The organism is Agreia sp. PsM10 (assembly GCF_030433855.1).
Classification (GTDB): Bacteria; Actinomycetota; Actinomycetes; order Actinomycetales; family Microbacteriaceae; genus Agreia.
The window spans coordinates 261,239-275,025 of the sequence record NZ_JARUXC010000004.1; the positions used below are offsets into that span (position 1 = coordinate 261,239).

The window sequence follows — 13,787 nt, forward strand, 5'->3', positions numbered from 1 at the left end:
TTATCGCGCTCATGCAGTATTCGCATGCTCGAGTAGCGACGATACGAGGCCGGATAGCGATTCTCCGCTCAGTGTGGGAATCGTCACGCCGCCGAGAGTGTCGAGATCGCCGGCATCGATGCGGCTGCCCAGTGCGCCGCAGAGAGCTCCCACGAGCGAGGGCAGACTGTCTTGATGCCGTGTGATCGTGAACGCCAGTGGGAGCGCCTTCTCGTGGTCGCCTCCTGCCGCCTCGACGATGGCGAAAGCGAGGGGAAGGGTCTCGGTCACGGTGCCCGGGTGGCTGTAAGTCCTGGGGGCGAAGCGAGCGACCAGAGCGGGCACCGAGGTCAGTGGTGTGCGAGCTTCGCGCACGATCTGTCGTGCTTCCGCGATGCCCTCCGATAGCCACGGGTCGCAGTCCAGTGCTTCCAGGGCGTCCTCGATACTTCGATTCAGCGGGGTTCCTGTCATGCAGCTCGCGAGGGTCCAGGCGTAGATAGCTGCGGCTTGAACCCCCACGCCGTCATGCGTGATTGTGGCGAGGTTGCTGGCGAGAACGGCGGCATCGGCCGGATCGATCATGGCGATAGCTGCGGCAAGGGCGCCGGGAAGAGCGGAATCGTCGTAGAAGGCGGGGTTGTCGCGACCGGTTTGAGGCGGTCGAAGCCCTGAGGCGGCGTTCAGTTGAGCCGAGCGCTGGGCTGCCCCGGTCCAGACGTCGGGGGCGTCGATCCTGTCGCGCCAACGCTCGAACATCTCCTGAGTCGATCGGCTCGGCGAGTCGATGATCGTGAGGGCGGCCAGAGCGAACAACTCCGAGTCATCAGTACCGACGAGCGCCCGCGTGCCCAGAGCTGTCAGTACGAAAGGAATCACCGGTCGAAGGACATGCGATTCGTCCAGCTCGCTCGCACCGCGCCGAAGCATCTGACGCACCCAGGGGTCGCGGATCGTACGGTGTTCGCTCGCGGGAGCTCCAAGGGCATCTCCGAGGACGAGGCCATGCACGGCTTGCAGGGCGTTGACGGATTTGGTGGTCATGCGGATACACCTCGGTCTGCGTTGGAACGGTCGACTAATGAATCGGCGAGGTCGAAGAGGTCGATACCGGCCGTCGCTTCGATACATCGGCCTGCCACCGAGCGGACTTGCTTTACGTGAGCCGGGTCGAATTCTGTGACGCCGACGAGGGCGCCTGAGATCGCGCCTCCCATTGCCGCGATGGTGTCGGAATCACGCCCGATGTTGACGCCGCTCTCGATGACCGACGTGCTTCCATTAGTCGCGCGAAGCAGACCCACACACAGGGCCAGCGCTTCCGGCGCCACGTCGGCCCACATGTAGTGCCGCAGCGGGATCGACCTGAAGAGTTCCTCCTCAGCGGACTCGATGGAATCCGCTGCCTCTGCGATGTCCAGCGCGCGCATGGCGAGCCGGAGAGACCAGGAGTCTCGGGGCAAAGCGTCGAGCATCGCCTCGAGCACAGGTTCGATCGTGTTCTCCACCATGGCGACCGCAACCCCCGCGGCCATCGCTTCGGCACAGAATATGCCGTCCCGGTCGTGGCTGACGCGCGCATCAGCGACAGCCATGCGACGCGCAAGAGCGGGATCGCCCGCCGCGTAGATTCCCATCGGTGCGGCTCGCATCGCAGCGCCGTCGCTCCACATCTCGGAATTGCGCTGACCGCTTGCGGGCGGACGAATTCCCGCCTGCAGGTTCGACAATGCGATCATCTCGCTGAAGCCCGCTCCACGAAAGCCGGCTGTCTGAATTTCGAGAGCCTTCAGCCAGATATCTGCGACGGTGTCGGAGGTCATGTCGGCGCCGGCTGCCAGGACGCTCTGAGCGGTCAGAACTGCGTACTCAGTGTCGTCTGTGCCGGCGGCATCTTCTTCGACGAACGAGCGCACCCGCCCCCAGCGCTCTCGAATCTCGACGGGCGTCATCCCTTCGGTGGGAGCTCCCATCGCATCACCAATGGCGAGTCCGATAAGGGACCCGCGTGCACGATTCTTCGTCATATTTCTCCGAACTAGTGAAACCTTTTGCATCACCATATCGGTCAAATACGCCGCCGTAACAAGAAGTTAATATTTCTGTCTTGCGTGATCTATTGATTTCGCCCATGCTGATGCAAAACGTTTCGATGAATTATGAAGGAGAGAACGTGGCTGGGATACGTGAGGTCGCGACGACTGCCGGGGTGAGCATGTCGACGGTCTCCCATGTCATGTCGGGTAAGCGGCACGTCGCGCCGGCGACGCGTGCCCGGGTTGAGGATGCGATCGCGCGGCTCGGCTACACGGCCAATCCGGCGGCTGCGCAGATGCGTTCCGGTCGATCCGGTGCTATCGCACTCGTCGTTCCCACACTCGAGAATCCCTTCTACCCGCTCGTGGCAGCCGGCATGCAGGACATCCTCGTACCGCGCGGCCTTCTCTTGACCATCTCGGAGTCGAATGGGCCGGGTGGCCAGGATGTCTTGCGTCATCTCATTGCGAGGCGAGTCGACGCGCTGGTCGCCGCACCATTCGGCCTGAACAACAAGCTGCTCGGCGAACTTCGCGAAGCGAAGATCCCCTTCGTCACCCTCGGGCGTGTGTCTGCCGCAGGTGGCGATCTCGTCCACACCGATGATGTGGAGGGTGCGAGAGAGATCACGACGCATCTGATCGAGCGAGGCTATAAGAAGATCGCCTTCATCGGCGGTGAGAAAGAGGCCGGCACGACCCGAGAACGATTCGAGGGATATGCCCGAGCCTTCGGCTCCGCCGGGCGACCCCTTGTCGACGATGACATCGTCTTTTCTCAATTCACCCGCGCGGGTGGCCGAACCGGCGCGGCCCTGCTGCTGGATCGTGAGAGTCGTCCGGACGCCATCGTTGCGGCCAATGATCTGATCGCGATCGGAATTCTCGATGCGGCACGGGAACGCCATTTGAGCGTTCCTGGGGACCTTGCCGTCACCGGCTACGACGATATCGATGCTGCCTCGTTGGTGAACCCGGAACTCACCACCGTAGAGAATCCCGCCCGCGAGATCGGGCGAGCGTGTGCCCGCCTACTGCTCGAGCGACTCGATGGCGACGTCACCGACGTGACCCGTACGGTCGCTCTTTCCCACCGATTGATCGTCCGTCAATCGAGTTGAAGTTTCCACCCAACCCAATCGAAATGACAGAAAAGAGAGAGCTATGAACAGGAAAAAACGCGCGCTCGTCCTGACCGGCATGCTCGCCGCCGCAGCGATGACGCTTGTCGGCTGTACTGGCGGAGGCTCCAGCAGCAGCGATGTCTCGTACTGGGGCGCCTTCTACGCCCCGACGACAGAAGACGCTTTCCAGGAGATCTTCATCGACGGTTTCAATGGCGAGGGCGACGCGAAGGTCGACATGCAGGTCAAGGAGTTGACCACTATCGGTCAGCTCACCGACACGGCTGTCGCGGCAGGCCAGGCTCCCGATGTGATCTACTCCAATGGGCCATCTGCCGCATCGGACTTGGCCCGGGCCGACCGGACGTTGTCGCTCGATGACTACTCGAAGAAATACGACTGGGAGGCGAAACTCCTTCCCTGGGCCTACGAACTGAGCAAGGTCAATGACTCGCTCATGTCCGTTCCTACGGGATACGGCTCCATGGTTCTCTACTACAACAAAGCTGTATTCGACGAGAACGGATGGACGCCGCCGACGACATTGGCCGAGTTCGAAACGATCGCGGCCGATGCGAAAGCCAAGGGTATTGTGCCTCTGGGAGGTGGAAACTCCGGCTACCAGGGGATGTCCGAGTGGCTCGTCACCGCGGTGTTGAACGCGGCGGTCGGTCCAGACAAGCTGTACGACGCTCTGACCGGAAAGGCCTCCTTCACCGACCCTGAGTTCGTCGAAGCGATCGACCTGATCAAGGGGTGGATCGACGATGGCTGGCTGGCCGGAGGAGCAGAGTCGTACTTCACCACCGACGACACGGCGAACATCACGGGCCTTGCCAACGGGTCCACCGCCATGTACATCAGCGGAACCTGGGCGTTCAACTCCCTGTCTCAGGAGTTCGAGGATCCCGACGGATGGGACTGGGCTCCCCTCCCGTCGTTGAATGATTCAGTCGCGCCGGGCGTGTTCCCGCTTGCCATCGGCACGGCGCTCTCCGTGAACGCCAAGACGGAGCATGCCGACGATTCTGCCGCTTTCATCGATTACCTCATCGGCGATGTGGACCGATCGTTGAAGTACACGGCGCGGACAGGCGAGAACCCACCGCCGCTGGCATTCACCGCTGATCAGTTCCCTGCCGACATCGACTCGCGTACAGCACGCCTGTATAGCGATATTCCGGCAACCACCAACGTCGGATACGCGACCTGGTCGTTCTTCCCCCCGAAGACGGACGCCTATCTCATCTCGGAATTCGACAAGGTCGTGACCGGCGACGTGTCCTCCGCACAGTATCTCGAAGGACTTCAGAAGAGTTTCGACGAGGAGTTCGCGGCTGGAACAACTCTGACCCCGTTCGCCCCGACAAAGTAGAGCTGATATTCAATGACAAGCACGACTCTGCCGGCGCGGCGGGACGCACCCGCGTCCCGACCGCGCCGGCGGCGGCCGAGAACCAAGCAGCACCTCATCGCTTGGGCCTTCGTCGCCCCGCTCCTCGTCGTCAACGTCCTCGTCATCACGGGCCCGGGACTGGCATCTGTGTACTACTCGTTCACGGACTGGAACGGAATAGGACAACCGAACTTCATCGGCCTTGCAAATTACGCCGAGATGCTCAGTTCTGGTGCGGTACTCAACGCATTTGTGCACAATATCGTCTGGACGATCTTCTTCTTGGTCGTCCCCATGGCAATGGGACTCGTCGGGGCCTTCCTCCTGTCTCGCATCCGACGCGGGCAAGTCCTCTTCCGAGTCCTCTTCTTCATCCCCTACGTGCTGGCCACCGTGGTGTCCGCCGCCATCTGGCGTCAGATCCTGGACCCGCGGGGCGGTATCGGTGCCACGTTGGCAGACCTCGGGCTCCCCTTCCTGACCGACGTGAACTTCCTGGGTAATCCCTCCCTGGCTCTGGGATCCGTCGCGTTCATCAACAACTGGCAGTGGTGGGGATTCCTGCTCGTGATCTTCCTTGCCGCTATGCAGTCGGTCGACCCGGCGCTCTACGAAGCGGCTCGCCTCGATGGCGCAGGCCCGGTGCGTGAGTTCTGGAACATCACGTTGCCGTCGATCCGACCGACGTTCGTATTCCTCTCCCTCATGACCGTCATCTGGTCATTCCTGGTGTTCGACTACATCTACGTCCTCACCAAAGGCGGTCCAGCCGGGTCGACCGATGTCCTCAGCACGCTGCTGTACCGCGAGGCCTTCGAGAACCAACGGCAGGGATACGCCTCCGCAGTAGCAATGCTGCTCTCCGTTATCAGCGCAGCGACGGTCATCGGCTACTTCGCCCTGCGCCGACGCTTGAAATGGGATGTGTAATGACCACCGTTCTGAAACGTCCTCGCGCCCCATTCCGGATGTCGCGCGTCCTCACCTGGGCCATCCTCGGCATCCTCGCGATCTATGCTCTGGCCCCACTCGTGGTCTTCGCATTCAATTCGCTGAAGTCGTCACGCGAAATAGCCGTCAATCCGATGGGCATTCCTCAGGAGTGGAACTGGTCCAACTTCGCCGATGCCTGGAGTCAGGCGCGCATGGGCCAGGCGCTCCTGAACAGTGGCATCATCGCCATCTTCGCCGCCGCAGGCGTGGCTCTGATCGCATCGATGGCCGCCTACGCCATGACACGCCTCGAGCTCCCCGGGAAGGGAGGGTGGATCCTCTGGCTGTTGGTCTCCACCTCCCTGCCGATCCAACTCTTTCTCGTTCCTCTGGTCAGTTGGTGGTCATTCCTCGGCCTCTACAACGAGCGCATCGGCCTGGTCATCATCTACTGGGCTGTGTACAGCCCGTTCGCTACACTCCTGATCCGCTCGTTCCTCATCAGCCTGCCGGACGAGTATCTGGAGGCCGCGCGGATAGATGGCGCAGGAGAAATCCGCCTTTTCTTCCGCATCGTGTTGCCGATGGTGTGGCCGGGCGTTCTCACTGCGGCACTCGTGGCGGGCCTGCAGGCCTACAACGAATTCATGCTGGCCGTCACCTTCATCCAGGACCGTGACGCCCAACCGGTAGCGCTTTCGCTCTACTCGTTCCAACAGGGATTCACGACGGACTATTCGATGGTGAGCGCCGCGGGACTCATCATGGCGCTTCCCGTCATCATCGTCTTCGTGCTTGCACAGAGGAAGTTCATCGAAGGCTACGCATCCGGCGGACTAGCAAATTAGCCCTTTCACCGACATTCGACCGAAAGACGAATAATGACGATAATCCGAGCGGCGATCACCCAGACCACCTGGACCGGCGATAAAGCGTCGATGCTCGACAAGCATGAGGAGCTCATGCGGTCGGCGGCCGAGCAAGGCGCACAGGTCATCTGCTTTCAAGAGCTGTTCTACGGCCCGTACTTCGGCATCACCCAAGACAAGAAGTACTACCGCTACGCTGAGCCGGTCGACGGCCCCATCGTGCAGCGCTTCGCGGCCCTCGCCAAAGAGCTCAACATGGTCGCGGTGCTCCCCATCTATGAAGAGGCCCAGACAGGCGTCTACTACAACACCGCCGTGGTGGTCGACGCTGACGGGTCGATCTCGGGCACGTACCGCAAGCACCACATCCCGCACCTCGAGAGCTTCTACGAGAAGTTCTACTTCCGTCCAGGCAACCTCGGCTACCCCGTGTTCGACACGGCCGTCGGCAAGGTGGGGGTGCATATCTGCTACGACCGCCACTTCCCCGAGGGATGGCGGGAGCTCGGGCTGAACGGCGCAGAGATCGTCTTCAACCCCAACGCCTCCAAGCCCGGCCTCTCGAACCGCCTCTGGGAGCTCGAAGGCCCCGCGGCGGCGGGTGCCAACCAGTACTTCGTTCTCGTACCCAACCGCGTCGGCAGAGAAGACAACGAGTACGGCGACCTCGCCGTGGACTTCTACGGAACCTCGTACGTCGTCGATCCCCGGGGCAACTACGTGGGAGAGCTCGGTTCATCCGAGACCGAGGAGATGCTTATCCGCGACCTCGACCTCGATCTCATCCGCGAGACCCGCGACGACTGGCAGTTCTATCGCGACCGGCGTCCCGACGCCTACAGCGAGATCGTCGCTCCGTAACGCGGGGAGGTAGAGCTATGAAGACCCTCATCAAGGGCGGAACGGTCGTCAACGCCACGGGCACGGCGCACGCCGATGTGCTGATCGACGGCGAGACCATCGCCGCCGTGCTGGCGCCGGGCAGCACGCTGCTCGGCTTCGACATCGAGCGGAACGTCGACCAGGTGGTGGATGCGACGGGCAAGTACGTCATCCCGGGCGGCATCGACGCGCACACCCACATGCAGATGCCGTTCGGCGGCACCGAGGCGAGCGACACGTTCGAGACGGGCACCCGGGCGGCCGCGCACGGCGGCACCACGTCGATCATTGATTTCGTCGTGCAGTACGCCGGCGAGAACATCCTGGATCAGTACACCCTGTGGCAGGAGAAGGCGGCCGGGCAGTGCGCGGTCGATTACGGGTTCCACCAGATCCTGTCGGACGTGCAGGACTCGTCTCTCTCGGCGATGGACGAGCTGATCAACGAGGGCGTCACCTCGTTCAAACTGTTCATGGCCTACAAGGGCGTGTTCCTGAGCGATGACGGTCAGATCGTCAGGGCGATGCAGCGTGCCTCCGAAAACGGATCGCTCATCATGATGCACGCCGAGAACGGCTCGGTCATCGACCTGCTCGTGAAGCAGCACTTGGAGCGCGGCGAGACCACCCCGTATTACCACGGTGTCTCGCGCCCGTGGCAGGCCGAGGAGGAGGCGACGCACCGAGCGATCATGTTGGCGAACCTCACGGGGGCGCCGCTGTACATCGTTCATGTGAGCGCCAAGCAGGCTCTCGACCAGATCGCCGCCGCCCGTGACAGCGGCCAGAACGTGTTCGCCGAGACCTGCCCCCAGTACCTCTACCTCTCGCTCGAGGACCAGCTCGGAGCATCCAGCCCTGAATGGGGCGAGTTCGAGGGCGCGAAGTGGGTCTGCTCGACGCCGTTGCGTTCGAAGAACGAGGGCCACCAGCACCACATGTGGCAAGGCCTTCGCACGAACGACCTGCAGGTGATCTCGACCGATCACTGCCCCTTCTGCATGAAGGGCCAGAAGGACTCCGGCCTGGCCGACTTCTCGAAGATCCCCAACGGGATCGGCTCGGTGGAGCATCGGATGGACCTGATCTACCAGGGCGTCGTGATGGGCGAGATCACCCTGCCCCGCTGGGTCGAGCTCACGAGCACGACACCTGCTCGGATGTTCGGCATCTACGGAAAGAAGGGCGTCATCCAACCCGGGGCAGACGGCGACGTGGTGATCTACGACCCCAACGGGCACACCTCCATCGGGCTCGAGAAGACGCACCACATGAACATGGACTACTCGGCCTGGGAGGGCTACGAGATCGACGGCCACGTCGACACCGTGTTCTCCCGCGGGCGTCGGATAGTCGACGACAACGACTACCTGGGCCGAAAGGGCGATGGCGCGTACTTCAAACGCGGCCTCAGCCAGTACCTCATTTGATCTCTCGAAAGGACAGCTCGATGGACTTCGGTGTCGTCGTACAAACGAACCCGCCCGCTCCCCGAACCGTGGCTCTTGCGCGACGCGCTGAAGAGCATGGATTCGACTACTTCTGGACCTACGACTCTCATATTCTGTGGCAGGAGCCGTACGTCATCCACTCGCAGATCCTGAGTCAGACCTCCCAGATAAAAGTCGGCACGATGGTCACCAATCCGGCGACTCGGGATTGGACAGTGACCGCGTCGACTTTTGCGACGTTGAACGCACTCTTCGGCAATCGAACGATCTGCGGCATCGGCCGCGGTGACTCCGCGGTGCGCGTCATGGGAGGTGCGCCCGTCACGCTAAAGGCGTTCAGGGAGTCGATCGGCGTCATCCGTGAGCTCGCCAACTCACGCTCGGTGGAGGTGAACGGGACCACCATTCAGTTTCCGTGGAGCCGCGGGTCGCAGCTCGACGTGTGGGTCGCCGCCTACGGCCCGATGGCACTGAAGATCGCGGGCGAGGTGGGCGACGGATTCATTCTTCAGTGCGGCGATCTCGATATCGCCGAGTGGATGATCCGCACGGTTCGCAACGCAGCCGAGAATGCAGGGCGCGATCCCCAGGAGATCAAGTTCTGCGTTGCGGCGCCGATGTACATCACGGATGGCACGGAGAGCAGCTACCGTCACGCTCTCGACCAGTGCCGATGGTTCGGCGGCATGGTGGGCAACCATGTGGCCGATATCGTCTCGAAATACGGCACTGACAGCGATGTGCCGAAGGCGCTCACGGACTACATCGCCGGACGAGAAGGCTACGACTACAACCAGCACGGAAAATCCGGCAACACCCACGTCGACTTCGTGCCGGACGAGATCGTGGAGCGCTTCTGCCTGATCGGTACTGCCGAGCAGCACATCGAGAAGCTCGCAAAGCTGAAGGCCCTCGGCGCTGTCCAATTCGCCGGGTACCTCGATCACGACAACAAGGAGGAGACCATGCGTGTCTACGGCGCCACCGTCATCCCGGCCCTTCGCGAACACGTCACAGCAACACAGAGGAAGAACGTATGAATGCGATTCGGCCATCTGACGGCGACCTGACGCTCGAGCTCGACCGCGCCCATGTGTTCCACTCCTGGTCGGCCCAGGCCGCCTTGAAGCCGATGGTCATCGCGGGGGGACTCGGTTCCACCGTCTGGGACTACGAGGGCAACGAGTATCTCGATTTCTCCTCGCAGCTCGTGAACACGAACATCGGCCATCAGCATCCGGCGGTCGTCGCCGCCATCAAGGAACAGGCCGACGTGCTCACGACGGTCGCCCCGGCCGCCGCCAACCTCACGCGGGGCAAGGCCGCTCAGCGCATCCTCGACAAGGCCGGGAGCAGGTACAGCAAGGTCTTCTTCACCAACGGAGGGGCGGATGCGAACGAGAACGCCATCCGTATGGCCCGCCTGTACACCGGCCGGGACAAGGTGCTGTCGACCTACCGCAGTTACCACGGCAACACGGGAGCCGCGGTGGTGGCCACGGGCGACTGGCGCCGCGTGCCGAATGAGTACTCGCGTGGACACGTACACTTCTTCGGCCCCTTCGCCTACCGCTCCGATTTCTGGTCGACCAATGCCGAGGAGGAGTCAGCCCGCGCGCTCCAGCACCTCGAACGTGTGATCGTCTCGGAAGGCGCCTCGTCGATCGCCGCCATCCTGCTGGAGACAGTGCCCGGCACCGCCGGCGTTCTCGTGCCGCCGCCCGGATACCTCGCCGGCGTGCGTGCCCTTGCAGACCGCTACGGCATCGTGTTGATCTTCGACGAGGTGATGGCCGGCTTCGGGCGCACCGGATCATGGTTCGCTTTCCAGGGCCTGCCTGAAGCAGACGGTTCGATCACTGAGCCCGACCTCATCACGTTCGCCAAGGGGGTGAACTCCGGCTACGTGCCGGCCGGAGGGGTGGTCATCTCGCCGGCCATTGCCCAAGCCTTCGACGACACGGTGTTCCCTGGCGGGTTGACGTACTCCGGGCATCCGCTGGCCATGGCCGCCATCGTCGGTGCCATCGACGCCATGGATGCCGAAGGAATCATCGACAACGCCCATCGAATCGGCCGCGACAAACTCGCGCCGGGGCTCGCAGCCCTGGCCGACAAGTACCCCATCATCGGCGACGTCCGCGGCCTCGGTGTCTTCTGGGCGCTCGACCTCGTCACGGATCGCGAAACCCGACAGCCGGTGTCTGCCGCCGTGATCGCCGAACTCAAGGCGGCGCTGACCAGCAGGGGACTGCTCGGCTTCTTCGCCGAGAACCGCCTTCATGTGGTGCCTCCCTGCGTCGTGACCGATGCAGAGGTCGATAAAGCCCTCGCCATCTACGACGCGGCGTTCGCCACGATCTCCAACTGACCGCCCCAACCTTCCGGAGCCACATCATGCCCATCACATCGCCTGTCATTCCTCATTGGATCAACGGCTCCGAGTACCCCTCGAACTCGGGCCGGACAGCTCCGGTGTTCGATCCCGCCCTGGGAGTCGAAACCAAGCGCGTCGCGCTCGCAGACCACGCTGAGATCGCCGCTGCGATCGCAAGCGCCAAGGCCGCATTTCCCGCCTGGCGTGATCTGTCGCTCGCGCGAAGGCAGCAGATCCTCTTCCGATTCCGCGAGCTGCTCGAGTCGAAGAAGGGGGAGCTCGCCGAGATCATCACCAGTGAGCACGGCAAGGTCGTCTCCGACGCGCTCGGCGAGATCACCCGGGGCCAGGAAGTCGTGGAGTTCGCGACCGGCCTCGCCCACCACCTGAAAGGCGAGTACTCCGAGAACGTCTCGACAGGCGTCGATGTCTATTCGACGAAGCAGCCTCTGGGTGTCGTGGGCATCATCAGTCCGTTCAACTTCCCCGCAATGGTGCCGATGTGGTTCTTCCCTATCGCCATCGCGGCCGGCAACTCCGTCATCCTGAAACCGAGCGAGAAAGATCCGAGCGCAGCCATCTGGCTGGCCAAGCTGTGGAAGGAAGCCGGCCTGCCCGACGGTGTCTTCACGGTGCTCAACGGTGACAAGGAGGCCGTCGACGGTCTGCTCACGAGTCCGGACGTGGCATCCATCTCGTTCGTCGGGTCGACCCCGATCGCGCAATACGTCTATGAGACCGGCACCAGACACGGCAAGCGCGTCCAGGCTCTCGGCGGTGCGAAGAACCACATGCTCGTGCTGCCCGACGCCGACCTCGATCTCGTCGCAGACAGCGCCATCAACGCGGGCTTCGGCTCCGCAGGTGAGCGCTGCATGGCCATCTCCGTGGTCGTCGCCGTCGAGCCTGTCGCCGAACCGCTCATCGCGAAGATCGCCGAACGGATGTCGACCCTTCGCGTCGGCGACGGCCGCCGGGGTTGCGACATGGGACCGCTGGTCACTGAGGCGCACCGCGACAAGGTCGCCTCCTACATCGAGATCGCCGAAGCCGATGGCGCCACAGTGGTGGTCGACGGCCGCAACGTGCAGCCCGACGGCGACGCGAACGGCTTCTGGCTCGGTCCCACTCTCCTCGATGAGGTGCCCACCACGAGCCGCGCCTATACCGAGGAGATCTTCGGCCCCGTGCTGTCGATCGTTCGCGTCACGAGCTACGAAGAAGGTGTGAAACTCATCAATGACGGCGCCTTCGGCAACGGCACCGCCATCTTCACCAACGACGGCGGCGCCGCCCGCCGCTTTCAGAACGAGGTGCAGGTCGGCATGATCGGAGTCAACGTGCCCATCCCCGTGCCGGTCGCCACGTTCTCCTTCGGCGGCTGGAAGGCCTCGCTTTTCGGCGACACCAAAGCCCATGGCGCTGAGGGAGTGCGCTTCTTCACGCAGCAGAAGGCCATCACCAGCCGCTGGCTCGACCCGTCGCACGGCGGTATCAACCTCGGCTTCCCGCAGAACTAAGGCAGACACATGACACTCACACTCGGATACAAGGCCAGCGCAGAACAGTTCGACCCCCGGGAGCTCGTCGAGATCGCGGTAGCGGCCGAAGCCCACGGCATGGAGTCCGTCGCGGTCAGTGATCACTTCCAGCCATGGCGCCACGAGGGCGGGCACGCACCGTTCTCGTTGACGTGGATGGCGGCGGTGGGCGAACGCACGTCGACGATTCGGATCGGGACGAGCGTGATGACGCCCACCTTCCGCTACAACCCCGCGGTGCTGGCGCAAGCGTTCGCTTCGCTGGGAGTGCTCTACCCCGACCGGATATTCCTCGGAGTGGGAACGGGCGAGGCGCTCAACGAGATCGCCACGGGTTTCCGCGGGCCGGGCGAGCAGACCTGGCCGGAGTTCAAGGAGCGCTTTGCGCGTCTCCGCGAATCGATCGACCTCATGCGGCAGCTCTGGACGAGTGACCGGGTGAGCTTCGAGGGCGAGTACTACTCGACGCGCGACGCGTCCATCTACGATCGCCCCACCACGCCGATCCCCGTGTACATCGCTGCGGGCGGTCCCGTGGTCGCGCGATATGCGGGCCGCGCTGGCGACGGGTTCATCTGCACCTCTGGCAAAGGGATGTCCCTCTACACCGACACCCTCCTGCCGGCAGTCCAGGAGGGAGCCGAGAAGGCGTCACGGCCCGTCGAAAGCATCGACAAGATGATTGAGATCAAACTCTCGTACGACACTGATCCGTCCGCAGCGCTCTCCAACACGAGATTCTGGGCTCCACTCGCGCTCTCCAAGGAACAGAAACACGACATCACCGATCCCGTCGAGATGGAGAGGGCAGCCGACGCGCTTCCGATCGAGCAGATCGCTTCGCGCTGGATTGTCGGATCCGACCCTGACGCGGTCGTCGCCTCTATAAAGGACTACGTCGACGCCGGCCTCAACCACCTTGTTTTTCACGCGCCGGGTGCGGACCAGCGACGCTTCCTCGAGCTTTTCGAACGCGATCTCGCTCCCCGCCTCAGAGAACTGGAATAACAGGACAGGCTTCCGACAGCCGTAAGAACGTCTGATGCGCACAGAACTCCACACCGTGCTGCTTCGCACCGCCGTCCATGATCCGATCGTGTGGCGGCTGAGCTAGCGGAATCCCAACTCCGTTTATGCTATGTTCGCATAAGCGGAATAAAGAATCCGCTTAGATCGAACGGAGATCCATGCCTCGGCGA

Annotated in this window: 12 protein-coding genes; 10 read left to right on the forward strand and 2 right to left on the reverse strand. The window is 62.9% G+C overall.

Translation table 11 applies throughout. The annotated features are described in order from the left end of the window. Positions 1–9 precede the first annotated feature (9 nt). Together QCD70_RS07250 and QCD70_RS07255 are read right to left on the reverse strand one after the other, a co-directional pair. Complete coding sequence (locus QCD70_RS07250; protein WP_301214642.1) at positions 10–1,023, reverse strand: ADP-ribosylglycohydrolase family protein; 1,014 nt, start codon at positions 1,021–1,023, stop codon at positions 10–12. Then, positions 1,020–2,006 carry an ADP-ribosylglycohydrolase family protein gene (locus QCD70_RS07255; RefSeq protein ID WP_301214644.1) on the reverse strand — a complete coding sequence of 329 codons (987 nt, stop codon included), beginning with the start codon at positions 2,004–2,006 and terminating at the stop codon, positions 1,020–1,022. Before QCD70_RS07255 ends, QCD70_RS07250 begins: the two co-directional genes overlap by 4 nt. 104 nt (positions 2,007–2,110) lie before the next feature. On the opposite strand from QCD70_RS07255, the gene QCD70_RS07260 reads away from it, so the two are divergent. The 10 genes from QCD70_RS07260 (at position 2,111) to fgd (ending at position 13,596) form a co-directional block, all read left to right on the forward strand. After that, positions 2,111–3,136 (forward strand): LacI family DNA-binding transcriptional regulator, encoded by a 1,026-nt coding sequence (locus QCD70_RS07260; RefSeq protein WP_301214646.1) that lies wholly within the window; start codon positions 2,111–2,113, stop codon positions 3,134–3,136. A gap of 79 nt (positions 3,137–3,215) precedes the next feature. After that, positions 3,216–4,514 (forward strand): ABC transporter substrate-binding protein, encoded by a 1,299-nt coding sequence (locus QCD70_RS07265; protein WP_301214648.1) that lies wholly within the window; start codon positions 3,216–3,218, stop codon positions 4,512–4,514. Between the two features lie 168 nt (positions 4,515–4,682). Further along, on the forward strand, positions 4,683–5,465 hold the full coding sequence (locus tag QCD70_RS07270) for a carbohydrate ABC transporter permease (RefSeq protein WP_301214650.1): 783 nt from the start codon (positions 4,683–4,685) through the stop codon (positions 5,463–5,465). After that, positions 5,465–6,316 carry a carbohydrate ABC transporter permease gene (locus QCD70_RS07275; protein ID WP_301214652.1) on the forward strand — a complete coding sequence of 284 codons (852 nt, stop codon included), beginning with the start codon at positions 5,465–5,467 and terminating at the stop codon, positions 6,314–6,316. Before QCD70_RS07270 ends, QCD70_RS07275 begins: the two co-directional genes overlap by 1 nt. Before the next feature lie 33 nt (positions 6,317–6,349). Next, a complete protein-coding gene (locus QCD70_RS07280; RefSeq protein ID WP_301214654.1) occupies positions 6,350–7,198 on the forward strand; it encodes a nitrilase-related carbon-nitrogen hydrolase in 849 nt (282 codons plus the stop codon). Positions 7,199–7,215: 17 nt separating this feature from the next. Beyond that, entirely contained in the window at positions 7,216–8,649 is a 1,434-nt protein-coding gene (gene hydA, locus QCD70_RS07285) for a dihydropyrimidinase (protein WP_301214656.1), read from the forward strand. Between the two features lie 20 nt (positions 8,650–8,669). After that, on the forward strand, positions 8,670–9,710 hold the full coding sequence (locus QCD70_RS07290; RefSeq protein WP_301214658.1) for a TIGR03842 family LLM class F420-dependent oxidoreductase: 1,041 nt from the start codon (positions 8,670–8,672) through the stop codon (positions 9,708–9,710). Continuing rightward, a complete protein-coding gene (locus QCD70_RS07295; RefSeq protein WP_301214660.1) occupies positions 9,707–11,041 on the forward strand; it encodes an aspartate aminotransferase family protein in 1,335 nt (444 codons plus the stop codon). The genes QCD70_RS07290 and QCD70_RS07295 overlap by 4 nt, the downstream gene beginning before the upstream one ends. 26 nt (positions 11,042–11,067) lie before the next feature. Next, the gene (locus tag QCD70_RS07300; protein ID WP_301214662.1) at positions 11,068–12,567 is read left to right on the forward strand and encodes a CoA-acylating methylmalonate-semialdehyde dehydrogenase; all 1,500 of its coding nucleotides are present in this window, start codon (positions 11,068–11,070) and stop codon (positions 12,565–12,567) included. A 9-nt stretch (positions 12,568–12,576) separates the two neighbouring features. After that, entirely contained in the window at positions 12,577–13,596 is a 1,020-nt protein-coding gene (gene fgd / locus QCD70_RS07305; RefSeq protein ID WP_301214664.1) for a glucose-6-phosphate dehydrogenase (coenzyme-F420), read from the forward strand. Positions 13,597–13,787 lie beyond the last annotated feature (191 nt).